Origin of the sequence: Arthrobacter sp. NA-172 (assembly GCF_043952055.1) — a bacterium.
Classification (GTDB): Bacteria; Actinomycetota; Actinomycetes; order Actinomycetales; family Micrococcaceae; genus Arthrobacter.
In genome coordinates this window covers 958,152-980,096 of record NZ_JBINOT010000003.1, presented here as the reverse complement: position 1 = coordinate 980,096, position 21,945 = coordinate 958,152, and the positions used below count along the sequence as shown (strand labels likewise).

General features: G+C 64.0%; 22 protein-coding genes and 1 pseudogene. 11 read left to right on the top strand and 12 right to left on the bottom strand.

Features of this window, described 5'->3' with window-relative positions:
- Window positions 1-16: 16 nt before the first annotated feature.
- The 3 genes from ACF0H6_RS18710 to glpX all read right to left on the bottom strand — a co-directional run bounded on the left by ACF0H6_RS18710 (window position 17) and on the right by glpX (window position 2,147).
- Window positions 17-661, bottom strand: coding sequence for an endonuclease domain-containing protein (locus ACF0H6_RS18710; protein WP_395250973.1), 645 nt, complete (start codon window positions 659-661; stop codon window positions 17-19).
- A gap of 25 nt (window positions 662-686) precedes the next feature.
- Window positions 687-980, bottom strand: coding sequence for a hypothetical protein (locus ACF0H6_RS18705; RefSeq protein ID WP_395250972.1), 294 nt, complete (start codon window positions 978-980; stop codon window positions 687-689).
- Between the two features lie 147 nt (window positions 981-1,127).
- Window positions 1,128-2,147, bottom strand: coding sequence for a class II fructose-bisphosphatase (glpX, locus tag ACF0H6_RS18700; protein WP_395250971.1), 1,020 nt, complete (start codon window positions 2,145-2,147; stop codon window positions 1,128-1,130).
- Window positions 2,148-2,348: 201 nt separating this feature from the next.
- On the opposite strand from glpX, the gene ACF0H6_RS18695 reads away from it, so the two are divergent.
- From ACF0H6_RS18695 to ACF0H6_RS18670, 6 genes are all read left to right on the top strand, one after another.
- Window positions 2,349-3,077 carry a DUF4245 domain-containing protein gene (locus ACF0H6_RS18695; RefSeq protein WP_395250970.1) on the top strand — a complete coding sequence of 243 codons (729 nt, stop codon included), beginning with the start codon at window positions 2,349-2,351 and terminating at the stop codon, window positions 3,075-3,077.
- A 9-nt stretch (window positions 3,078-3,086) separates the two neighbouring features.
- Window positions 3,087-3,701, top strand: a complete 615-nt coding sequence (locus ACF0H6_RS18690; protein WP_395250969.1) for a carbonic anhydrase — start codon at window positions 3,087-3,089, stop codon at window positions 3,699-3,701.
- 96 nt (window positions 3,702-3,797) lie between these two features.
- On the top strand, window positions 3,798-5,234 hold the full coding sequence (locus ACF0H6_RS18685; RefSeq protein ID WP_395250968.1) for a class II fumarate hydratase: 1,437 nt from the start codon (window positions 3,798-3,800) through the stop codon (window positions 5,232-5,234).
- A 201-nt stretch (window positions 5,235-5,435) separates the two neighbouring features.
- Complete coding sequence (locus ACF0H6_RS18680) at window positions 5,436-6,104, top strand: TetR/AcrR family transcriptional regulator (RefSeq protein ID WP_395250967.1); 669 nt, start codon at window positions 5,436-5,438, stop codon at window positions 6,102-6,104.
- Window positions 6,101-7,819 carry an MDR family MFS transporter gene (locus ACF0H6_RS18675; protein WP_395250966.1) on the top strand — a complete coding sequence of 573 codons (1,719 nt, stop codon included), beginning with the start codon at window positions 6,101-6,103 and terminating at the stop codon, window positions 7,817-7,819. The genes ACF0H6_RS18680 and ACF0H6_RS18675 overlap by 4 nt, the downstream gene beginning before the upstream one ends.
- Window positions 7,820-8,082: 263 nt before the next feature.
- Window positions 8,083-8,283, top strand: a complete 201-nt coding sequence (locus ACF0H6_RS18670; RefSeq protein WP_395250965.1) for a hypothetical protein — start codon at window positions 8,083-8,085, stop codon at window positions 8,281-8,283.
- Here ACF0H6_RS18670 and ACF0H6_RS18665 read toward each other — a convergent pair.
- Both ACF0H6_RS18665 and ACF0H6_RS18660 read right to left on the bottom strand, forming a co-directional pair.
- The gene (locus tag ACF0H6_RS18665; protein ID WP_395250964.1) at window positions 8,271-8,744 is read right to left on the bottom strand and encodes an NUDIX hydrolase; all 474 of its coding nucleotides are present in this window, start codon (window positions 8,742-8,744) and stop codon (window positions 8,271-8,273) included. The genes ACF0H6_RS18670 and ACF0H6_RS18665 overlap by 13 nt on opposite strands.
- A 123-nt stretch (window positions 8,745-8,867) precedes the next feature.
- On the bottom strand, window positions 8,868-9,449 hold the full coding sequence (locus tag ACF0H6_RS18660; protein ID WP_395250963.1) for a prepilin peptidase: 582 nt from the start codon (window positions 9,447-9,449) through the stop codon (window positions 8,868-8,870).
- Between the two features lie 58 nt (window positions 9,450-9,507).
- On the opposite strand from ACF0H6_RS18660, the gene ACF0H6_RS18655 reads away from it, so the two are divergent.
- Both ACF0H6_RS18655 and ACF0H6_RS18650 read left to right on the top strand, forming a co-directional pair.
- Window positions 9,508-10,278, top strand: a complete 771-nt coding sequence (locus ACF0H6_RS18655) for a hypothetical protein (RefSeq protein WP_395250962.1) — start codon at window positions 9,508-9,510, stop codon at window positions 10,276-10,278.
- Window positions 10,279-10,382: 104 nt separating this feature from the next.
- Window positions 10,383-11,027, top strand: a complete 645-nt coding sequence (locus ACF0H6_RS18650) for a GNAT family N-acetyltransferase (protein ID WP_395250961.1) — start codon at window positions 10,383-10,385, stop codon at window positions 11,025-11,027.
- A gap of 139 nt (window positions 11,028-11,166) precedes the next feature.
- Here ACF0H6_RS18650 and ACF0H6_RS18645 read toward each other — a convergent pair whose 3' ends face one another.
- Both ACF0H6_RS18645 and ACF0H6_RS18640 read right to left on the bottom strand, forming a co-directional pair.
- The gene (locus ACF0H6_RS18645) at window positions 11,167-12,441 is read right to left on the bottom strand and encodes a PhoH family protein (protein WP_395251361.1); all 1,275 of its coding nucleotides are present in this window, start codon (window positions 12,439-12,441) and stop codon (window positions 11,167-11,169) included.
- 371 nt (window positions 12,442-12,812) lie between these two features.
- Window positions 12,813-13,574 carry an isoprenyl transferase gene (locus ACF0H6_RS18640; RefSeq protein WP_395250960.1) on the bottom strand — a complete coding sequence of 254 codons (762 nt, stop codon included), beginning with the start codon at window positions 13,572-13,574 and terminating at the stop codon, window positions 12,813-12,815.
- Between the two features lie 243 nt (window positions 13,575-13,817).
- Here ACF0H6_RS18640 and ACF0H6_RS18635 point away from each other — a divergent pair, with 243 nt between their 5' ends.
- The gene (locus tag ACF0H6_RS18635) at window positions 13,818-14,459 is read left to right on the top strand and encodes a hemolysin III family protein (RefSeq protein ID WP_395250959.1); all 642 of its coding nucleotides are present in this window, start codon (window positions 13,818-13,820) and stop codon (window positions 14,457-14,459) included.
- 73 nt (window positions 14,460-14,532) lie between these two features.
- On the opposite strand, the gene ACF0H6_RS18630 is transcribed toward ACF0H6_RS18635, so the two are convergent.
- From ACF0H6_RS18630 to mca, 3 genes and pseudogenes are all read right to left on the bottom strand, one after another.
- The gene (locus ACF0H6_RS18630) at window positions 14,533-16,797 is read right to left on the bottom strand and encodes a thioredoxin domain-containing protein (protein ID WP_395250958.1); all 2,265 of its coding nucleotides are present in this window, start codon (window positions 16,795-16,797) and stop codon (window positions 14,533-14,535) included.
- Window positions 16,769-17,071, bottom strand: a complete 303-nt coding sequence (locus ACF0H6_RS18625; protein WP_395250957.1) for a hypothetical protein — start codon at window positions 17,069-17,071, stop codon at window positions 16,769-16,771. The genes ACF0H6_RS18630 and ACF0H6_RS18625 overlap by 29 nt, the downstream gene beginning before the upstream one ends.
- A 70-nt stretch (window positions 17,072-17,141) precedes the next feature.
- A pseudogene (mca, locus tag ACF0H6_RS18620) lies at window positions 17,142-18,049 on the bottom strand (mycothiol conjugate amidase Mca).
- 126 nt (window positions 18,050-18,175) lie between these two features.
- Between mca and ACF0H6_RS18615 the strand changes: the two are divergent.
- Together ACF0H6_RS18615 and greA are read left to right on the top strand one after the other, a co-directional pair.
- Window positions 18,176-18,634: a DUF4307 domain-containing protein gene (locus ACF0H6_RS18615; RefSeq protein WP_395250956.1), complete on the top strand. Its 459-nt coding sequence runs from the start codon at window positions 18,176-18,178 to the stop codon at window positions 18,632-18,634.
- Window positions 18,635-18,787: 153 nt separating this feature from the next.
- Window positions 18,788-19,282: a transcription elongation factor GreA gene (gene greA / locus ACF0H6_RS18610; protein WP_395250955.1), complete on the top strand. Its 495-nt coding sequence runs from the start codon at window positions 18,788-18,790 to the stop codon at window positions 19,280-19,282.
- Between the two features lie 79 nt (window positions 19,283-19,361).
- On the opposite strand, the gene ilvA is transcribed toward greA, so the two are convergent.
- The gene (gene ilvA / locus ACF0H6_RS18605; protein ID WP_395250954.1) at window positions 19,362-20,600 is read right to left on the bottom strand and encodes a threonine ammonia-lyase; all 1,239 of its coding nucleotides are present in this window, start codon (window positions 20,598-20,600) and stop codon (window positions 19,362-19,364) included.
- Between the two features lie 250 nt (window positions 20,601-20,850).
- Window positions 20,851-21,927 carry an AI-2E family transporter gene (locus ACF0H6_RS18600; protein WP_395250953.1) on the bottom strand — a complete coding sequence of 359 codons (1,077 nt, stop codon included), beginning with the start codon at window positions 21,925-21,927 and terminating at the stop codon, window positions 20,851-20,853.
- Window positions 21,928-21,945 lie beyond the last annotated feature (18 nt).

Below are 21,945 nucleotides of genomic sequence, written 5' to 3'. Positions count from 1 at the left end.
CTGGCAGCAGATGCCCTCAAAATCCAATTTTGCGGGCATCTGCTGCCAGCTCGCGCAACTCGCGGCCGGTGCGAAGCGCCCACCTGACTTTTCGCACGACCTCCGGCCGCAACCCCAGCAGATCATCGTGGTAGATCCGGAGTTCGCGCCAACCGAGCCGTTCGGTCAAAGCCTGACGTTTGATGTCTCTCTGGTATTGCTCGGGTTCGCCGTGATGCCACCCGTCGTACTGGAGGGCTATCCGTTCCTTGACGTAGGCGGCATCCGGCCACACAGCAGGGGCGCCCCAGGTGTTGAATATGACGTGGTTAAGGGTAGGTTCAGGCAGACCTGCTTGCACCAAGAGGAGACGCATCTGCGTTTCCCGTGGTGAATCCGCACCGACTCGAATGAGATCGAGGGCCAGCCTGGCCTGACGGACTCCGCGCATTCCCGGATGGGCGGCCACCATCGCTTTCAAATCCTCAACAGACGCCAAGGCCTTGCGCGGCCTGGGATGATTTTCGCCGTGCTCGACGACGATCGAGTCGCCCGCCGCCACGATGCCGTCGATTGTCATCAATTGGGCCAAGTCCAGCCACGTCCGCGCAGGCGAGGTGAGCCGGACGCCGTCGAACACTATTACTTCACCGGGCTTGAACGTCAGTTGGTGGCCCACCACGTTTCGTCTCCGCGGCTTCCAATTTTCAGCGGAACGGGCGAGGTGGATCCGCCAGTTCCTGGTCGAGGGGCGCCGACAAACTGATGCCATGGACCCTCGCCGCGGACCCGTAAGTCAGGCAGCATTCGGCGTCAAGCTCGGTGTAACCCCGTAAGTGCTCCGCAACGGTCCCTGTGCTGTGCATCGGCAGGCGCAGTCCCCGCGACACCGTGACGATGCCGTCCCGGCGCAACTGCTTCTGGCTGAGGCCGAGGCTCTCAGCGGCCGCCGCAGGGAAGGAGCCATTCGGGAGCTGCGGAGGCATCGGGGTCCTGGACATGCTCAATTCTTGCCCGGATGGGAGGCCCAATTTGAGTTATCCACAGGACGGATTTCAGCCCGTTAACGCGAACAGGCAGCAAATGCCTCCAAATCAGGATTTAGAGGGCATCTGCTGCCAGTTCGCGCGGAGCGGCGGGAGGGCGGCTTACTTGCGGGCGTAGCCTTCCCACTTGCTGGCCTGGTGTTCGCCGTCGACGAAGCGGATGGTTCCGGACTTGGACCGCATCACGATGGACTGGGTCAGGACCTTGTCCTTGGAGTAGCGCACGCCCCGGAGGAGGTCGCCGTCGGTGATGCCGGTGGCCGCGAAGTAGCAGTTGTCGCTCGTGACGAGGTCATTCGTGGACAGGACCCGCTCGAGGTCGTGCCCGGCGTCGATGGCCTTCTGCTTCTCGTCGTCACTGGTGGGCCACAGGCGCCCCTGGATCACACCACCCAAGGACTTGATGGCACATGCAGCAACGATGCCTTCCGGGGTGCCGCCGATACCCATCAAGGCGTCGACACCGGTGCCGGAACGTGCCGCCGCAATGGCGCCCGCGACGTCGCCGTCCATGATGAACTTGGTGCGCGCACCGGCCTCGCGGATTTCCTCCACGAGCGGACGGTGACGGTCGCGGTCCAGGATCATGACGTTGAGCTGGTTGACCTTGACGCCCTTGGCCTTGGCGATCAGGTGCAGGTTCTGCTTTACGGGCAGACGCAGGTCCACCATGTCGGCGGCCTCGGGGCCCGTGACGAGCTTCTCCATGTAAAACACAGCGGAGGGATCGAACATGGTGCCGCGTTCGGCCACTGCCAGCACGGCGAGGGCGTTGTTGATGCCCAAGGCAGTCAGGCGGGTTCCATCGATGGGGTCGACGGCGACGTCGCACTCCGGTCCGGTACCGTCACCGACGTGTTCGCCGTTGAACAACATGGGTGCTTCGTCCTTCTCACCCTCGCCAATGACAACGACGCCGTTGAAATGGACGGTGTGGAGGAACGAACGCATGGCGTCGACGGCGGCGCCGTCGGCCTTGTTCTTGTCGCCGAAACCAACCCAGTGACCGCCGGCAATGGCCGCGGCCTCAGTGACGCGGACAAGTTCGAGGGCCAGGTTGCGGTCCGGTTCATCGGTTCCGACTGCGAGCGAGGGCGAGAGCGTGGAATACTTCTGGGACATTGGCGCTGGAGACACGTGAACCTCTTCTTCGATGCGATTCGTGGGACCAGGAATGGCCACGCTTGGTGGCCTGGATGATTCCCCTACAAAAGATCATAGTCGGGGCAATGCCACGCAGTCATGGGATGACCGAGTCCCGGAACGCCCCTTGCGCGGGCCGCCCGATGTGTATTAGCCGCTGGGATAAGGGACTATTGAAGCGTGAGTGATACGCAGGACAAAGCAATTGCCGCCTTCCCCTCGAGCGATGGCGACAGTGACGGCACCGGACCTACTGTGTCCGGCGACGCCGGTCAGCCCGCCGTCAAGCCCGTTATCGCGGCGAAAGCCGCCAAAAGGGCCAACGCCTCAGTGATGGGCATGATCATCGCACTGTTTGTGTGCGTGCTGGCCTTCCTGCCGATCGTCCTCATGAACCCGGCACCCAAGAGCGACGGATACCGGCCCAATGTCGATGTGGCCGCCACGTCGGCCAACGCCAAAGATGTGGCGGGTTTCACACCGGTAGCACCCAATACAGGCGACACATTCAGGCCAAATTACGCCCGTTGGAACTCCGGAACCGGCGACGGCGTACCCACCTGGGAGGTCGGCTACGTCACTCCCAAGCAAGCATTCATCGGGATTGTCCAGACCCGCAAGGCCAATCCCACCTGGATTTTCCAGCAGACCGGCAGCGCCCCGGTGACCGGCACGCGCAGCGCCGGCGGCCACGACTGGGAGCTCCATGACACAGCCAAGGGCAACCGCAGCATGGTCCTGAACTATCGCGGCACCACCGTCATCCTGAGCGGCACCGCGGAACTCGACGAGTTCTCCACCTTGGCCGCCGCCGTCGTGAAAGCAGTGGATGCAGCTCCCGTTGCTTCGCCGGACGCGAGCACGAAGCCGGGCGAAACAGTTTCGCAACCGGCTACCCAAAAGCCGTAAAGTAGCGCCGTGGCCACCTACTTGACTCCTGCCCTTGCCTGGCGCCGTTTGCGCGAAGGAAACGAACGATTCGTCGCCGGGGAGTCCCGGCACCCCAACCAGGACGCTTCCCGGAGGCATTCCTTGGTGGAGGACCAGCATCCCTTCGCAGTGATCTTCGGTTGCTCGGATTCCCGCCTGGCCGCGGAAATCATCTTCGACCTCGGTCTGGGCGACGCCTTCGTGGTTCGCACCGCCGGTCAGGTGATCGACGACGCCGTCTTGGGCTCGCTCGAGTACAGCATCAGCCAGCTTCACGTCCCACTCATCGTGATCCTCGGACATGACAGCTGCGGTGCTGTGACAGCCACCAAGAGCGCTGTCGAGACCGGCGAAATGCCGGGTGGATTCATCCGTTCCCTCGTGGAACGCATCACCCCTTCAGTGCTGACCGCACTCCGGAATGACCAGACGGACGTCAACGAGATGGTGGTGGAGCACGTCAAGCAGACGGCCAGTCGCCTGGCGGACAGTTCCCGTGTGATTTCCGCCGCGATTGACGAGGGCCGGACCGCCGTCGTCGGGCTTTCCTACAAACTGGACGAAGGCCGCGCGGCGCTGGTTTCCGGAATCGGTAGCCTCTAGAACGCACGACGGCGGGCGGCGCCGCTCCGCGAAAACCTGCCGTAGCGTTGCACCGCCGGTTTTCGGTGGAGCGGCCACTCGCAATAAGCTAGCCCCATGACTTCCACCCAAGAATCGAACACGGCCGAGTTCCGTATTGAACATGACACCATGGGCGAAGTTCGCGTCCCCGTGAACGCCCTGTACCGCGCCCAGACGCAGCGCGCGGTGGAGAATTTCCCGATCTCCGGCAAGACGCTTGAGCGCACCCACATCGAGGCCCTGGCCCGCGTCAAGAAGGCCGCGGCCCTCGCAAACGCTGAACTCGGAGTGCTCGACGGCGAGCTCGCCGAGGCGATTGCCAACGCTGCCGATGAGGTCGCCGCCGGAAAGTACGACGGCGACTTCCCCATCGACGTCTTCCAGACCGGCTCCGGCACGTCCTCCAACATGAACACCAACGAGGTCATCGCGGAGCTGGCAACGCGCGCCCTCGCCTCCGCCGGGAGCGACAAAGTTGTCCACCCGAACGATCACGTCAACGCTTCCCAGTCCTCCAACGACGTCTTCCCGACGTCGGTCCACGTCGCCGCCACCTCGGCCCTGATCAACGACCTGATCCCGGCACTTGAGTACCTGGCTGCTTCCCTGGACCGCAAGGCCGTGGAGTTCAAGGACGTCGTCAAGTCCGGCCGCACCCACCTCATGGACGCCACGCCCGTCATGCTGGGCCAGGAGTTCGGTGGCTACGCCGCGCAGGTCCGCTACGGCGTCGAGCGCATCAACGCAGCCCTCCCCCGCGTCGCCGAGGTCCCGCTGGGCGGCACCGCGGTGGGCACCGGCATCAACACCCCGGCAGGCTTCCCGGAGCGCGTCATTGAGCTACTCGCCGCCGACACCGGCCTGCCGCTCACCGAAGCGCGCGACCACTTCGAGGCCCAGGCCAACCGCGACGGCCTCATCGAGGGCTCCAGCCAACTGCGCAACATCGCAATCTCCTTCATGAAGATCAACAACGACCTCCGCTGGATGGGTTCCGGCCCCAACACCGGCCTTGGCGAAATTTCCATCCCTGACCTGCAGCCGGGCTCCTCGATCATGCCGGGCAAGGTCAACCCGGTCATCTGCGAGGCGTCCATCATGGTCTGCGCGCAGGTCATCGGCAACGACACCGCCATTGCCTGGTCCGGAACCAACGGCGCATTCGAGCTCAACGTCGGCATCCCCGTGATGGCCGCCAACCTGCTCGAGTCCATCCGCCTGCTGGCCAACACCAGCCGGGTCATGGCCGACAAGATGATTGACGGCATCACTGCCAACGTGGAGCGCGCCCGCTTCCTCGCCGAGGCTTCCCCGTCCATCGTGACCCCGTTGAACAAGTTCATCGGCTACGAAGCAGCGGCCAAGATTGCCAAGAAGGCCGTCGCCGAAGGCCTGACCATCCGCGAAGCGGTCATCTCGCTCGGCTACCTCGAGCGGGGCGAACTGACGGAGGAGCAGCTCGACAAAGCCCTCGACGTCACCACCATGACGCGCCCGGCTCACAAGGCCTAGCCTCACTCTTGTAGCTAGTCCGACTGGCCAACCCGACGGCGGCCGGCGCCTTCCCCACGGAAGGTGCCGGCCGCCGCCGTCGTCTCGCCCTCGAGTTTGTGTACATGTCGTGTCCCTTAAGCCGCGGATTAAGGGACACGACATGTACACAAACTCTCAAGCTTTTTGCACTTTTGATGAAAGAGTGCAAAACTTTACTTTGTGAATGATAGTGCAACTAATGAAGGCGGGCTCCGGGAGCGCAAGCGAGCCCAGACCCGCGCGGCGATCTCCGCCGTCGCGCGGTCCCTGACGGCCCAGCGTGGCCTCAACGGTTTCACCGTGGAGGAAGCCTGCGAGCAAGCGGGCATTTCCCGTCGGACGTTCTTCAACTACTTCCACACCAAGGAAGATGCGGTCATCGGCTCGTTCTCGGACGAGCTACCGGAAGACGCCCTTGAGGCGTTCAGCCGCAATCCTGCCAGTGCCACCGGCACAATCTCCGGCACGTTGCTATCGGCCCTGCGCCAGTTCACCCTGGCAGTCCTTGAGCGGTCCACCGTCAGCCCGGCCGAGATCCGCCAGCTCATCGCGGCCGTCACGGCCGAGCCGCAGCTCCTCGGCAGGCTGACCCTTGAAGGCGAAGTCCGCGAGCGCCAGTTCGCCGGGCTCATCGCCGCACGCGAAGGCCTCACCGCTGACCACCCAGGGATCGTCATGGCCGCGGCAGTCTTCGGCGCCGTCACCAAGAAGACGAGCCAACAGTTCTTTTCCGAGGAGAACACCCGCCCCTACCGCGAACTGCTGGACCAAAACCTCAACGCAGCGCGCACGCTTTTCGCCCAGCCGCTGGACACCAACCCCGCCGAACCCCAGAAGGACCAACTGTGAGTACTCTTTCGAAGGCAGCCGAACCGCTGCTCCTGACCCAGAGACGGATCTGGATCATTTTCTCGGCGTTGATCGCCGGAATGCTGCTCTCCAGCCTGGATCAGACCATTGTGTCCACGGCCATGCCCACCATCGTCGGCAAGCTCGGCGGAGTGGAGAACCAGGCCTGGATCACCACCGCCTACCTGCTGGCCACCACCATTGTCATGCCCATCTACGGCAAGTTCGGCGACATCCTGGGCCGACGCAATCTGTTCCTCATCGCCATCGGCCTGTTCACGGCAGCATCCATTGGTTGTGCCTTCGCCACCGATTTCTGGGGCTTCGTGATCTTCCGCGCCATCCAGGGACTCGGCGGCGGCGGCCTCATGATCCTGTCCCAGGCCATCATCGCCGACATCGTTCCAGCCAAGGAACGCGGCAAGTACATGGGTCCCTTGGGCGCCATCTTCGGCCTCTCCGCTGTTGCAGGCCCGCTTCTGGGCGGCTTCTTCGTCGATCACCTGACGTGGGAATGGGCCTTCTACATCAACATCCCCATCGGGATCGCGGCGTTCGCCATTGCTTGGTTCACGCTCACCCTGCCGAACAAGAAGGCCGAAAAGCGCATCGATATCCTGGGGGTGCTGCTGCTGTCCGCGGCCACGGCCTGCCTGATCTTCTTCACGGACTTCGGCGGCAAGAAGGACCAGGGGTGGGATTCTCCGCTCACTTGGGCATTCGGCGCCGGCATGGTGCTTGCTGCCTTCCTTTTCGTCCTCGTGGAGCGCAAGGCCGAAGACCCCATCATTCCGTTGAGCCTGTTCAAGAACCGTATCTTCATCAACGCAACGGCTATTGGCTTCACCCTTGGTTTGGGCATGTTCGCCGCCATCGCCTTCGTCCCGACGTTCCTGCAGATGTCCTCCGGTACCTCAGCCGCCGTCTCCGGGCTGCTGACGCTGCCGATGATGGTCGGGCTCATGGGCACCTCCATCTACTCCGGTATCCGCATCTCCAAGACCGGCAAGTACAAGATGTTCCCGATCCTCGGAGCGTCCCTCACCGTCCTCGCCATGCTGTGGCTCACCACCCTCACCGCGGCAACACCCATCTGGGTCATCTGCATCCAATTGTTCATCTTCGGTGCCGGTCTTGGCCTGATCATGCAGGTCATCGTGTTGGTGGTACAGAACGCGGTTCCGCCCGAGCAGATCGGCACGGCGACAAGCACCAACAACTACTTCCGCGAGGTCGGGGCTTCCCTGGGGGTTGCCGTCTTCGGCTCGATCTTCACGACGCGGCTGGCCGAGTCCCTCACCAAAGCCTTCACGGGAGCCGGCGCTTCTGCCGCACAGGCTTCGCAGTCCACCAGCAAGCTCGATCCGCAGACGCTTGCCCAGCTGCCTGCCCAGATCAAGGACGCCATCATCAACGCCTATGCCGACTCGTTGGCACCGGTGTTCTGGTACCTGATCCCGTTCATCGCGGTTGCACTGCTGCTCGCCATCACCCTGAAGCAGATCCCACTCTCCGACACCGCCGGGATGGTGGCCAGGGGCGAGGCCGTCGGCGGCGCGGAGGCGGAACGACTCGAAGCCGAGCGCGCTGGCGGGGCTACTGAGGGCGCTGGGGCCGTCCAGGCTGACGCGCCCGCTGCTGTGCCGGATGACGTGCCGGCTGAAGTGCCTGCTGCTGACAGCGTGAACGACGACGGCGAGCTCGCCAGACGCTGACCCCAGCCCGGGACATGCCCGGCCTTGGCTCGGACCAGAGGACATATGAGGAATATGCCCAGTGCCCGGATGCAAAGCAGGGCATGTCCACTGGGCCGCCGGGCCGCCAAACTGGGGCGCCGCAATCCTCGGGGGTTGCGGCGCCCCAGTGGCGTCTGGCCCAGTGGCGGCTGGTCCGGTGGCGTCTGGCCCTGTGGCGTCTGGTCCAGTGGCGTCTGGCCCTGTGGCGTCGGGTCCAGTGGCGTCTGGCCTAGGCTTGAACCATGAGTTCAGAGCCCGAGGAATCCGCGAACATCAGCCCAGCCGTCCGGTGGGGCCTGGGAGCAGTGCTTTTCGGCCTGCTGGCCGTCTCCATGGCCTTCGCCCGGGGCGAGTGGTGGACAGTGGCCGGCGCGATTGCCTGTGGCGTCGCCTCTTGCCTCTTCGCCGCCCGCGCGATTCTCGTGGCCCGTCAATCGCGCTGATAGGCGACGGCGGAGCCCGGTTCCAGGGCAAGCCGGATGGTTTCGCGGTGGCCCGCGCTGATGTCGGGCAACTCGTCGAGGGCAAACCAACCGACGGCGATTGACTCGTCGTCGTTGACTCGTGCCTCTCCGGAGACATAGCGGCATTTGAAGGCAATATCCAGAAAGTCGCAGACGTCCCCGTTGGGATAAGTGACCGGGCCGATCGCACCAACAGCCAGGATTCGCTCCGTTTCGGCAACGACGGCGGTCTCCTCAAAGATTTCCCGGATCAGGCCGGGAGCCGGATGCTCCCCCGGTTCCAGCATTCCCGTGATCAACGTCCAACGGCCGTTGTCGCTCCGTTGGCACAGGAGGACGCGGTTCTCGTCGTCCAGGACCACCCCGCGCACCCCGGGCAGCCACAGCGGGTCATTGCCGATTTTCTCGCGGATGTTCACGATGAATTCCGGGACCGCCACTGCAATGCCTCCGCTCCGGATCGGACCACCAGTACGGCGAGTATCCCACCGCCACTGCCCGAATGACAGCATTGTTCGGGCTGTTCAGCCCGCACATGGGGCTCAACGTTCACGCAGCTCCGCTCAGGCAGGCAGGGCAAGCATCGCCGCAGCGGCACCGGCGAGCATGAACGGGCCAAATGGTATTGACGACTTCAGCGTCCCTCGCCGGGCCGCCAGGACCCCGAGACTCCACAGCCCTCCGAAGAGGAACGCGGCGAACGTTCCGGCGAACACATGGGCCCAGCCTAGATAGCCAAGGTACAAGCCGAGAACCCCGGCCAGTTTCACGTCGCCAAAACCCATCCCGGGCGGGTACACCAAACGCAAGACGAAATAGAAAAGCCACAGCACAGCTCCCCCGGCCACGATTCCCAAGGCCGGCACGCCCAGGAAGGAAGCACCGCCGTCGGGCGCGTTCACTGCGGAGCCGCCGGACGGATTCCCGGACGAGCCGACCGAGACGGCGACGGCGATAGCCGCGCCGAGCAGCAACACGCCTGCGATGGCGTATGAGGGGAACACGATCCGGTTGGGCAACAGGTGGTGGCGGACGTCAATGACTGTCAGCCGGGCAGCCATGATCGCAAAGTACACGCATGCCGCCAGGAGCAGCCAGAAGGCCGGGAAGCTGGTCCCCCACAATTCGCCGAGTCGTCGGATCACTCTCGGATGCTATCGGTTTTCTCAAACCCGCGCCCGTCACGCCGTTTAGACTGTGGATATGGGGCGCTACAGTGCAGAAATCCAAGGCAGTCCGGACGCCGACATGTCCTCCACATTCCGAAATCTCTGCCGTTCATCCCCTTGGAAATGGACCAGCCTGAGGTTTGAGTACCAGGACCGGCGCGGCAACACTCCGGACACGGTCCGCGCTTGGCTGCGTCGCCCGGGAGCGCTTCGGCTCGAAACCCCGGACGGCATGCTGCTGCACAGCACCACCGGCATCAACGACTCCCGGGACGGGCTCTATCTGGGTTCGAAGCGCAAGTCCTGGCTGTTGCCGGCACATCTCGTGACCCCCGTGTACGACTCTCAACGCCTGGTCCGTCGACGTCCCGAGGCGGCCTACGGTGAGCCCTCCTTCGGCAACGGAAGGCTAGCGGCTGCATTGGATCCCGTGGAAATCGCCGGAAATGCGCCGGTGCCCATTGAGTTTCCGGAGTCCAACCGGGTGGCTCTCGGTCCCATCCGGGAGGTAGATCACGAGGGGCGTCCGGCACTGGAAACCATCGCGACGCCGGGTCACAGCTACGTTGCGTCTGACTCGGCAACGCCACTCTGTTTTCCCGGACGCACCCTGTTGCGGGTGGATTCGGGGACCGGGGTGTGCGTTTCCAGCCAGTCGCTCGACGGCGACACCACAGGCCAGGGCCACTGGATGCGAATCCTCGGGGTGGACGAATACATGCTGGACGATCTGTTCCTCGCCGAATCCATGAATCTCACGGACGTCCGGAAGCACATCAGCTGGGATATCGGCCCCCAAAGGTGAGAGGGCGTCCGCCGGAAGGGCCCCCACCAAACCCCCGCTCACCTATCCGGTGGCCCGGGTCGACAGATGACAAGCTTCCCGACCCCGTCAGTTAGGCTTCCCGAATGAACGAGCTAAGTGCGATCTGGCCCCTTTTCGGTCTCACCCTGGCCACACCCCGCTTGAAGTTGCGCCCTATCCAGGACGCTGACATCCCCGCAGCGGTCCGGGCCGCCCTCAGTGGCATCCACGAGCCCGGGAAATCGCCCTTCCGGAACGCCTGGACGGAACTGCCCGAAGATGAGTTGGGTGCCAACATGGCCCGATGGTACTGGCGCTGCCGTGCGGGAATGACTCCGGAATCATGGACGCTCCTCCTCGGCATCTGGCACAACGACGAGTTCCTTGGCTGCCAGGATGTTGAGGCAAAGAACTTCGCATCGTTGAAGACCGTCTCCACCGGCTCCTGGCTCAAGAAAGGCGCACAAGGCCAAGGCCTCGGCAAGGAGATGCGCGCGGCCGCCCTCAGTTATGTCTTCGACTACCTGAACGCAGAATTGGCGATATCGGAAGCTGCCATGTGGAACAAGCAATCCCTGGGTGTATCCACCAGCCTCGGCTATGAGTTCAACGGCAGTTATCGCGACCAATGGGACACCGACGTCGTGGAAGTCCAACGCGTTCGACTCACTCCGGAAGCCTTCATCAGACCGGACTGGAAGCTAAAGGTAGAGGGCCACGAGCCCACAGCCAAGTTCCTAGGTATGTGAGCGAACGTCGGCAGGAAACCCGACATACTTGAGCGAGCATCGGCAGGAAACCCGAGCGCCGGGCCGGAAAGGCATGAGGATCGGCGGAGGGCCGTGACCCGGCGAACCCGGCCACGACCCTCGGCTGAAATGGAGCTGCTTAGATCTCCGCCCCTTCGAGCAGTTCCGTCACGAGTGCCGCGATCGGTGAGCGCTCAGAGCGGGTCAGAGTGATGTGGCCGAACAGCGGGTGCCCCTTGAGGGTCTCGACGACGGCGGCAACGCCGTCGTGCCGTCCGACACGGAGGTTATCCCGCTGCGCCACGTCGTGGGTCAGAACGATCTTGGAGTTCTGGCCGATACGGCTCATGACGGTAAGGAGCACGTTCTTTTCGAGCGACTGGGCCTCGTCCACGATCACGAAGGCGTCGTGAAGGGAGCGTCCGCGGATGTGGGTCAGCGGCATGACTTCGAGCATGCCGCGATCCATGACTTCTTCCACGACTTCCTGGCTCACGAGTGCACCGAGGGTGTCGAAGACCGCCTGCGCCCAGGGGTTCATCTTCTCTGCCTCGGAACCGGGCAGGTAGCCAAGTTCCTGTCCACCCACCGCATAGAGGGGCCGGAAAACGATCACTTTACGGTGTTCCCGGCGTTCCAGGACTGCTTCGAGTCCGGCACACAGGGCAAGGGCGGACTTTCCGGTACCGGCCCGCCCGCCGATCGAGACGATTCCGACGCTGGGGTCCATCAGCAGATCGATGGCAAGCCGCTGCTCAGCCGAGCGGCCGTGCAGTCCGAAGACATCGCGATCCCCTTTAACCAGCCGAACCTGTTTGTCCGCGCCCACACGGCCCAGGGCGGAACCCCGGTTCGAAAGCAGCACCAGGCCGGTGTTGACCGGCAGTTCGGCCGCCGCCGGGATGAAAACCGGTTCGTGGCCGTACAAGGTGTTGATTTCTTCCTCGTTGGCTTCGATCTCCGCCATGCCGGTCCACCCGGAGTCCTTGACGAGTTCGTTGCGGTACTCGTCCGCGAACAGCCCCATGGCGGAGGCTTTGACGCGCATCGGGAGGTCTTTGGAGACGACCGTGACGTTGTGGCCTTCGTTGGAGAGGTTCTTGGCGACGGCGAGAATGCGGCTGTCGTTGTCCGCCCCCCGGAATCCTGCGGGAAGTACCTCGGTGGAGACATGGTTCATCTCCACCCGGAGCGTGCCACCGTCGGATCCGATCGGGATGGGCTGGTTCAACCCGCCATGCTCAATGCGGAGGTCGTCCAGGAGCCTGAGGGCTTTTCGGGCGAAGTAGCCCAACTCGGGATCGTGCCGTTTCCCTTCCAATTCGGTGATGACCACGATCGGGACAATGACTTCGTGCTCAGCGAAGCGCAACAGCGCGTGCGGATCGGAGAGCAACACGGAAGTGTCAATCACATAGCTTCGGCCAACCGGGGTATTGGACTTGGAAGTCCGCCCACCGTTGGCCCGCTTGGTGCGAGAGGTAGCTGAACTTTCCCCGTCGGAAACGACTACGGGCAGTTGCTCAGAAATAGCCACATCGACTCCAGCCCCGGGCTTACACCCGGCTTATTCGTGAGGCGGCTCGGCCTGAAGGCCGGGCGCGGCCCCCTCGTAACTGGTGCGATGATTCGCTCCATCTACTGGCCTCCCCGATCAGCCGGCGGTTTGCCTGCTGATGGGATTAACGTATTCCCGTGCCATTACATTTCCGGTGACCCCAAACGGCGATTCGTGTAGCCAAATGTGAACTTCCCGTAAACGGGGGCTCACCGAAAAAATTCCGGTCAGGTACCGAAGCGGCGCTGGCGGCCTGCGTAGTCCCGCAGTGCCCGCAGGAAGTCGATCTTGCGGAACGCGGGCCAGAGTGCTTCGCAAAAGTAGAACTCGCTATATGCGCTCTGCCACATCAGGAAACCGGACAGGCGCTGCTCGCCTGACGTGCGGATCACCAGATCAGGGTCAGGCTGGCCACGCGTGTACAGGAAGCGTGAGATGTCGTCCACTGAAAGTTCGTCGGCTACCGCGCTCATGTCGCGGCCGTGAGCGACGGCGTCGTGCAGCAGTTCCCGCACGGCGTCAACGATTTCGCGCCGCCCGCCATAGCCAACGGCCACGTTGACGTGCAGCCGTTCGCGGATGGGGGTCCGGGCGGTGAGCTTGGTGAGACGCTCGGCGAGGTAATCCGGCAGGAGTTCCGGCGCACCCATGGCATGGACCGAAATGTCGGCATCCTCGTCCAGCCGGTCCAGGGTGTTGGCGATGATGCCCATCAGCAGTTCGAGCTCTTCGCTGGAACGGTTCATGTTGTCGGTCGAGAGCATGTACAGCGTGACCACTTTGACCCCGAGCGTCTGGCACCAGCCAAGGAACTCGTGGATCTTGTCCGCGCCGGCCTGATGGCCTTCCGCCGTGGGGGCGTTGAATTGCCGTGCCCACCGGCGGTTGCCATCCACCATGACGCCGATGTGCCGCGGGATCTTCTCCTGCTCGAGCGAACGGAGCAGTTTGCGCTCGTAGAAGCCGTAGAGGAAGCCGGGCCACTCCATCCGGACACTCACCTGACTCCCTTTGAACGGCAACGGAAAAGCATTGAGAACGACGACGGCGGCTGGCCGGGCGGGGAACCCACCCCCAGGAAAACAACCGTCCGCACCTCCGGACTGCTGCCGTAGGTGCATCACCAAGGCTACCTTCCCAAGCCGGGCGGTCGGCACACCGGAGCCTTGTCATTCGACGCCCAAGCCTATTACTCAGCAGTAACTTATCCGGGCGCGGGGTACGCTTGAACGATGTCGGAGCTGCTCACAATCAAGCCAAGGTGGCGCGGCTGGATACACGCTGTGGCCACGCCGTTCGCTGTCGCAGCAGGGATCGTCCTCGTGGTTTTGGCCCCTACGGCGGACCGCAAGATCGCCTCAGCCATCTATGCCCTCACCGGCATACTCCTGTTTGGCGTGTCCGCGGTCTACCATCGCGGCAATTGGGAGCCGAAAGTCAGAATGGTCCTCAAGCGCCTGGACCACACCAACATCATGTTGGTGATCGCGGGCAGCTACACACCCCTCGCATGGTCACTGCTGGAGCGGCCCGAGGCCGTGGTGTTGCTGTGGGTCATCTGGTCCGGCGCCTTAGCCGGAGTGCTGTTCCGGGTCCTCTGGACCGGTGCTCCCCGCTGGCTCTACGTGCCCATCTACATCGCCCTGGGCTGCGGCGCTTTGTTCTATTTGCCGGAATTCTTCGCGGCAAACGTTCCATCCGCGGTCCTGATCTGTGTGGGCGGGGCGCTCTACATCGCCGGGGCTGTTTTCTATGGAATCAAGAAGCCCAACTTCAGCCCGGTGAACTTCGGTTTCCACGAACTCTTTCATGCCTTCACGGTTCTGGCCTTCGCGGCGCATTTCATCGCGATCATGATCGCTGTGCTGAGCTAGCCTGCGGGGCTAGCCCTCCGCCATGGCCGACCTGTGCGGGGCTAGCCCTCCGCCATGGCCGACCTGTGCGGGGCTAGCCCTCCGCCATGGCCGCAAGGCGTTGCACCAGCTCTTCGACCGAGCCAAGCGGCAAGTCGCAGACCATCTCCCGGCACAAATACACCTGCGGCGAGCCGTCCGCGGCAGCCGTGCGGGCCTCGAGTAGAGGCACCTCCGGCTCCTCGACGGCGTTACTCGGCAGCGCGCCGTCGTCGGCGGCTTGTTCAGCAGCTTCGCCCCCCTGGACGGCCACCACAATCCCGGGGTTCGAAGAGGCCAGGAGAGCACGGTGGAGTTCCCGCTGCTGCGGACCCGCCGGCCCGGATACGGCCGCCTCTACCGGGCCAGCCACAGCTGCCTGGGCGGTCGCCAGCAGCCATCCCGCCACCCTTGGCGCCCGCACGGCTATCGGCGGCAGCAGGGACAGAATGTTGCCCGCCATGGTCCTGTGCACATGCGAACCCGAATACGCCGCGTAACTCAGGAGAGCTCCCGCGAAAGCCGCTGCCCCGCTCGGAGCCGCGTTGTCGAAGGGGTCCAGTCCAGCATGCTGCCCCTGCGCGTTGAACACCTGGGCCGACTCCCCTACCGAGTCCGACAACCTGCCGTCCACCACGAAGCGTGTACAAGCTCCGCTGATCAGTTCTTCCGCGAACCTGTACCAGCGCCGGTGACCGGTCACCGCGTAAAGGGCCAGGAAGCCCTCGGCACAAAAAGCGTAGTCCTCCAAGAGGCCGGTGATCCCCCGGGCGACGCCGTCGTGCGAGACCCGGATCAGCACGTGGGCGCCGGAGCGGGACGCGCCGGGTACGGTCGCGCCGGAGTCGGGCGCGCCGGGGTCCGGCGCCGCGCGCCAGTGCACGCGCACCAGGTACTCGGCCACGCTTCCCGCGGCGTCAATCAATTCCGACCTGTCGAGGACAGCTCCGGCTTCTGCAAGTGCGGCGATGGCGAGGCCGTTCCACCCGGCAACTACTTTGTCATCCCGGGCCGGCTGGGGACGCGCAGAGCGAGCGGCGCGCAAGACGGGTCCGACACGGTTCCACAACCGCGATTCCGCACCGGATAGCTTGCGCCCGGGATGGAGCGGAGATCCAAGCTCAGAGACCGTCCCGGACGGCCCCACGTTCATCAGCCCTGCCACAGCCGCGCCATCCTCCGGGCCAAGCGCGGCGGCGAGGCTCGCGGGGGTCCACAGGTAGGTCGCTCCTTCGTGATGAACTCCGTCCACTACAGTGTCGGCGTCGAGCGATGAGGCAAGTCCGTCCGGAGTAGCGGGATTGGCCACGCCCAGGGACCCCAGCATCCAGTCGGCCACCCGTGATGCCACGTCTGCAGCCTCAGCAACCGGCAAGACCCAGTCGCCGCGCAACCGGACCCAGTGGACGTAGGCGCGGAGAAGCTGGGCATTGTCGTAAAGCATCTTCTCGAAATGCGGCACCGACCAATCGGCGCTGACGGAGTACCGGGCGAAGCCGCCGTCGAGCTGGTCGCGCAAAGCGGAACGGGCCATGGCGGCGAGCGCGCGCCCAGCCATGTCGCGGGCGGCGTCGGACGTGTCCGAGGGCATGGCGGCATGCCGAATCAGGAACTCCAGCACGGCCGACGGCGGGAACTTGGGCGCGCCACCGAAACCACCGCCGTCGTGGTCCTCGGAACGGGCGAGAAGGCGCACCGCTTCCGACAGCAGGCCTTTGTCCACGATGCCGGGCGATCCGTCCAGGAACACCGCCGCAGCGAGCTGGGCATCGGCCATGCCGACGGCGAGCCGACGGGCGTTCTGCTCGACGGCGTCCCGGCGTTCCAGCCACGCCTCATGGACCGCTTCAAGCACTTGGCGGAAGGACGGCCGGCCGGGTTGGGGCACGGGCGGGAAATAGGTGCCCGCATGGAAGGCCAGGCCCTCTGGAGTCAGGAAAACGGACATCGGCCAACCGCCCTCGCCGCTGATGGCCTGGGTGGCTGCCATGTAGGCCGAATCCACGTCCGGGCGTTCTTCGCGGTCCACTTTGACGGCGACGAAGTTGGCGTTCAAGTAGTCGGCGGCATCCTGGTCCTCGAAGGACTCGTGGGCCATGACATGGCACCAGTGGCACGCTGCGTAGCCAATGGAGAGGAAGACGGGAACATCGCGGGCCGCGGCAAAAGCAAAGGCCTCGTCCCCGAAAGGACGCCAATGCACCGGGTTGCGCGCGTGCTGGCGCAAATAGGCAGACGGTTCGGAGCCGAGGGCGTTTGATGCCCCCGGCCAGTTCCGGGTGGTGCCTTGGTCAGCGGGCTCCGGCGCCGGAATCGCCATCGGAGTCTTCCGCACTCGGCCTGCCCGAGACGACGCCGTCAGCGTCACCGGACTCGGTGCCCAGCTGCGCTTCTTCAACCTGGGCGCGGTAGCGGACCCGCCGGATCCGGCGGACCATGTCCACGATCAAGAAGGTCGTGAGCACCACGATGAAGGCCGTCAGGACGAAGCCCCAGGCTCCAGGGGTCACCTGGTCTTCCGACAAGCCGGGGCGCAGCGACGGGGTCGGGGTAGGCGACGGGGTCGTGGCCAGGGCGATGAGCAAGTGGTGCACGGTTCAAACCTTCTATGGGAGTTTCCAGCCGGTTGGCGATTTCTACGCGTGATAGAAAACGCCGGCGATCCTATCTTAGCCCTGCGAACAGGTCCTTTTCCGGCAGTTCGGCCGGGATCCGGGAGTGGATGAGCGTGTAGTCCTCCCACGGCCAGGCCCTCCGCTGCATCTCCGGGGATACCGCGAAAAAGAAGCCGAGCGGATCAGACCTGGGTTCGGTGGGCCCGGAGTGCGTCGTCACGGGCCTCAAAGTAGTCACCGCAATCCACCTGCGTAGTGGTCTGATGCATCGGCCTGGGTGGAGTATGTCCTTCCGCGTCGGCTTCAAGCCAGGAAGCCAGGCGTTCGGCATAAGGCGATTGCAGGCCTGCCTCTTCGAGTGCGAAATGCAAGGCGCGGAAACGGTCGGGGCTAAAGGCGCGATCGTAGTACAGCTTGCTGGGCGCCCAGCTTTCGCCCGTCCCGGGGTAGCGCTCCGGGTCTCCGGCAGCGTGGAATGCCTCGACGGCAACCTTGTGGGCCATGATGTGGTCCGGATGCGGGTAGCCGCCGTTCTCGTCGTAGCTCACCACGACGTGCGGCTTGAAGTCGCGGATCAAGCGGACGAGCGGCGCCGCCGCCCGCTCAAGGGGCTGAAGCGCAAAGCAGCCGGCGGGCAGGGGTGGCAACGGATCGCCGTCGGGCAGTCCGGAATCCACGAAACCCAACCAGCGCTGCTGGACTCCCAGCACTGCAGCCGCATTCTTCATTTCAAGGCGACGTGCGCCCGCCATGTCCCGCTTCGGGTGCGGCGCGGATTCCATGGCGGGATTCTGGATGTCGCCCCGGGAACCGTCTGTGCACGTGGCCACCACGGACCTCGACGCCTGAAGCCGCGTACATCGCCATGGTTGCCGCGCCCTTGCTTGACTCGTCGTCCGGGTGCGCGTGGACGGCGAGCAGCCGGAGCTGGGTGTCGGGAGAAGTGGATGTGCTCATCCGGTGCGGTTCCTCTTTCCGGGGTAATGCTCTGCTGGAGTTAGCTGACTGCTTGCTGCTGCCTGGTATTGCCGGACTGCAACGACCGTGTGCAACACGGTTCCGGAAGCCCACTAAACTAGGTGGGTGAGTTCGGAAGACCCCTCGGTCACGGCGCTGCCGGCAAGTACCAGCCTAGCCAATCGCTACGGCAGCCAAAAGCGCGCCTTCAAAGGGAAAACAAGACGCAACGTGGTGATCGCCGCGCTCATCGTGGCGATCGGGCTCCTGGCGTGGTTTGTTACGTCATCCGCGCAGTCATCTGTCTCCTTCAAAGACCTCGGATACAGCGCCACGGACGCCACCCAGTCCGAGGTCGATTTCCAGGTCACCAAATCCCCTGACGCAACTGCGAAGTGTGCCGTCAAGGCCATGGACTCCAAGTTCGCCGTGGTGGGGTGGAAAGTGGTTCAGATCGGCCCGAATGACCCCAAAGCCGGCGCCGACGGCGGTCAGACAACCAGCCAGAGAACAGTCCTGCTTACCGAGTCCGAGGCCGTGTCCGCTGTCGTGGATAACTGCTGGATTGTCGACAACAGTAAATAACAAAGGTGTGACGCGCGCCTCAGCGAGCTTGGGTTTGTCCACAGGATTGACTACAATGGATCAATACCTTTACCCCGCTGAGTTGGTTACTGAGTTCCACGAGTGGCCTGCACCGGCGGGGTCTTTGCATGTCAGATCCATAAGGAGAAGTCCGTGTCGACCACCAACAGCGCACCTGCAGCTTGGCTTACCCAGGACGCATTTGACCGCCTGAAGGCAGAGCTGGACCACCTTTCCGGCCCGGGCCGTGCGGACATCGTGCAGAAGATCGAAGCCGCCCGCCAAGAAGGCGACCTCAAGGAAAACGGCGGCTACCACGCCGCAAAGGAAGAGCAGGGCAAGATCGAGGCCCGCATCCGCCAGCTCACCGTGCTACTGCGCGATGCTCAGGTAGGCGAAGCTCCGGCCGATGACGGAATCGTCGAGCAGGGCATGGTCGTTGTCGCTCGCATCGCCGGTGACGAAGAGACCTTCCTGCTCGGTTCCCGCGAAATCGCCGGAGATTCCGATCTCAACGTCTTCAGTGAGAAGTCCCCGCTCGGCGTGGCGATCATGGGCCACAAGGAAGGCGACAAGATCAGTTACGTCGCCCCCAACGGCAAGGAAATCCCGGTGGAGATCGTTTCCGCCAAGCCGTTCTCCGGCTAACAGCGCGAAAAGCAGCTCTGCAAGACCAACGACGCCGGCCCTCCCCTTCGCGGGAGGGCCGGCGTTTTGCGTCCGCCGGTCAGTGCACCACGATCGGGTGGAAGCCTTCGGCGCGGAGGGCTGCCAGGACCTGCTCACTGTGCTCATGGCCCTTGGTTTCCAGGTTGACCGTGATGGAGACGTCGCCCATGCTGATTGCGCCGCCCACCCGGGTGTGGTCCAGACCGGTCACGTTGGCATCGTTTTCGGCGATGATGCGGGCGATGGTGGCCAAGGAACCGGGCCGGTCATCCAGCATCATGCGCACAGTCATGTAGCGTCCAGCCGCTGAGAGGCCGCGCTGGATCACCTTGAGCATCAGCATGGGGTCGATGTTGCCACCGGAGAGGATGACCGCAGTGGTTCCCGGGTTTTCGATCTTGCCGTCCATGAGCGCAGCGACGCCAACAGCACCAGCCGGCTCGACCACCATCTTGGCGCGCTCCAGCAGGAAGATGAGCGCACGGGCCAAGGAGTCTTCACTCACGGTCACGACGTCGTCCACGAGCTCGCGGATGATGCTGAACGGCAGCTGGCCGGGGCGCCCGACGGCGATGCCGTCCGCCATGGTGGAAACCTTCTTGAGCGGCACCAGAGCATCCGCTGCCAGCGACGGCGGGTAGGCAGCGGCGTTCTCGGCCTGCACGCCGATGATCCGGATCTCCCGTCCCAGCTCCCTGGCCCGGGCTTTGATCGCGACGGCGACCCCGGCCAGGAGGCCACCACCACCCACGCCCATGAGGACAGTGTCCACGTTGGGGATCTGGTCAAGGATTTCCAAGCCGACTGTGCCCTGACCGGCCACGACGTCGACGTTGTCGAAGGGATGGACGAAGACTGCGCCCGTCTCATTCGCGTAGCGTTGGGCTTCCGCCAGGGCCTCATCAACGTTGTGCCCATGCAGGATTACCTCTGCGCCGTGGCTCCGGGTGGCCGCCAGCTTCGGCAGTGCCACGCCGAGCGGCATGTAAATGCGTGCGTTGATTCCCAGGCTTTTCGCCGCCACTGCCACGCCTTGCGCGTGGTTACCTGCTGAAGCCGCGACGACGCCGCGCTTCTTTTCCTCAGGAGAAAGGCGTGACATCCGCACATAGGCGCCGCGGACCTTGAAGGAACCGGCCCGCTGGAGGTTCTCGCATTTGAAGAAGACTTCGCCGCCCACCATTGCACCCAGGGCCCGTGAGGACTCGATAGGGGTCTTGGTAATAATGCCCTCGAGCAGCTCCCGCGCCTTAAGGACATCGTCCAGCGTGACGGGCAGTGTATCGAGGGTATTCACGGGTTATTCTCCTTTGTTGGTGTGGCCTGCGGCATCCTTGGGGATGTCCGCTCCGCGGCCGTTTGCTGACCGGCGGCACCTTTGCCTTGGTTGGACCGCACTCCGGCCAGGGCGCCGGGAAGGTGGATTTCCTTGATAGTCGGGTCCGCACCGGATCCCCTGGTCCCATCCCCCACGAGCGCCTGCGCCGTCGTCAGTCCTTCATCATGTTCCCACGTCCGGGCGGCAATATAGCGAACCGCCGTATTTACTACGGCGAGCAACGGAACGGCAAAGAGCGCCCCGGGATTCCGGCAAGGTAGGAACCAGCGGCGACGGACAAGATCACGGCAACAGGGTGCAGTGACACGGCTTTGCCCATGATGAGCGGCTGGAGGATATGGCTTTCCAACTGCTGCACGAAAAGCACAATGGCCAGCATGATGAGCGCGTTGACGGGCCCGTTGGCCACCAAGGCCAGGAGTACGGCGATGGCTCCCGTCACGAGGGCACCAACCACGGGGATGAATGAACCGATGAACACCAGGACTCCCAAGGGCAAGGCGAGGGGAACCTGGATGATCGCCGCGCCGACGCCGATGCCCACCGCGTCCACGAAAGCCACGAACATCTGGATGCGCACATAGCTGACCATGGACGACCAACCGCGCCGTCCGGCGCCGTCCGCGGCTGCCCGCGCGGTGCGCGGCAAGAGCCCGACAAGGAACCGCCAGATCCTGGACCCTTCGAGAAGGAAGAAGATGAGGATGAAGAGGGCCAGGACCATGCCCGCGGCAAAGTGCCCGGCGGTGCTGCCAAACGACAGGGCGCCGCTGAGAATGCTGCTGCTGTTGTTCTGCAAGGCTGCGGTGGCGTCCTGGACGTATTTGTCGATCTGGGCCGCTGTCAGATGGAGTGGCCCCTCGGCGAGCCAGGTCTGGATTTGCTGGATCCCGGCGAGCGCTTCCTGCCACAGTTCGCCGAACCCCACGGCCAGTTGCCTGCCGACCAAAGCCAAAGCTCCCGCAATGACTGTGAGGAACCCCAGCACCGTGATGGCGACAGCCACTCCTTGGGGCATCTTGAGCTTCCTGAGCCATACAGTGACCGGGTAGAGCAAGCCGGACAGAAGCGCTGCCACCATAAGCGGAATGATGAGGAAGCTGACCTTCCCCAACAGCCAAATAACGCCCCCGACAACCACCATGATGAGTCCCACCCGCCAAGCCCAGGCGGACGCAATCCGGACTCCGTACGGAATGTCCTGCGCAATGGGGTGCTCCGAGACCGGCTTAAGACCGGCCGAAACGGGGGCAACTGCTGGTGCGGCGTCCTGTTCTGGCGTCATTCACCCATAATTCCGTAG

Bases quoted from the DNA above. Each gene is read 5' to 3' on its own strand.
- ACF0H6_RS18685 (WP_395250968.1), top strand. From the start codon at position 3,798: ATGACTTCCACCCAAGAATCGAACACGGCCGAGTTCCGTATTGAACAT.
- glpX (WP_395250971.1), bottom strand. From the start codon at position 2,147: ATGTCCCAGAAGTATTCCACGCTCTCGCCCTCGCTCGCAGTCGGAACC.
- ACF0H6_RS18600 (WP_395250953.1), bottom strand. From the start codon at position 21,927: ATGACGCCAGAACAGGACGCCGCACCAGCAGTTGCCCCCGTTTCGGCC.
- ACF0H6_RS18670 (WP_395250965.1), top strand. From the start codon at position 8,083: ATGAGTTCAGAGCCCGAGGAATCCGCGAACATCAGCCCAGCCGTCCGG.
- ACF0H6_RS18650 (WP_395250961.1), top strand. From the start codon at position 10,383: ATGAACGAGCTAAGTGCGATCTGGCCCCTTTTCGGTCTCACCCTGGCC.
- ACF0H6_RS18640 (WP_395250960.1), bottom strand. From the start codon at position 13,574: ATGGAGTGGCCCGGCTTCCTCTACGGCTTCTACGAGCGCAAACTGCTC.
- ACF0H6_RS18705 (WP_395250972.1), bottom strand. From the start codon at position 980: ATGTCCAGGACCCCGATGCCTCCGCAGCTCCCGAATGGCTCCTTCCCT.
- ACF0H6_RS18655 (WP_395250962.1), top strand. From the start codon at position 9,508: ATGGGGCGCTACAGTGCAGAAATCCAAGGCAGTCCGGACGCCGACATG.
- ACF0H6_RS18635 (WP_395250959.1), top strand. From the start codon at position 13,818: ATGTCGGAGCTGCTCACAATCAAGCCAAGGTGGCGCGGCTGGATACAC.
- ACF0H6_RS18630 (WP_395250958.1), bottom strand. From the start codon at position 16,797: ATGGCGATTCCGGCGCCGGAGCCCGCTGACCAAGGCACCACCCGGAAC.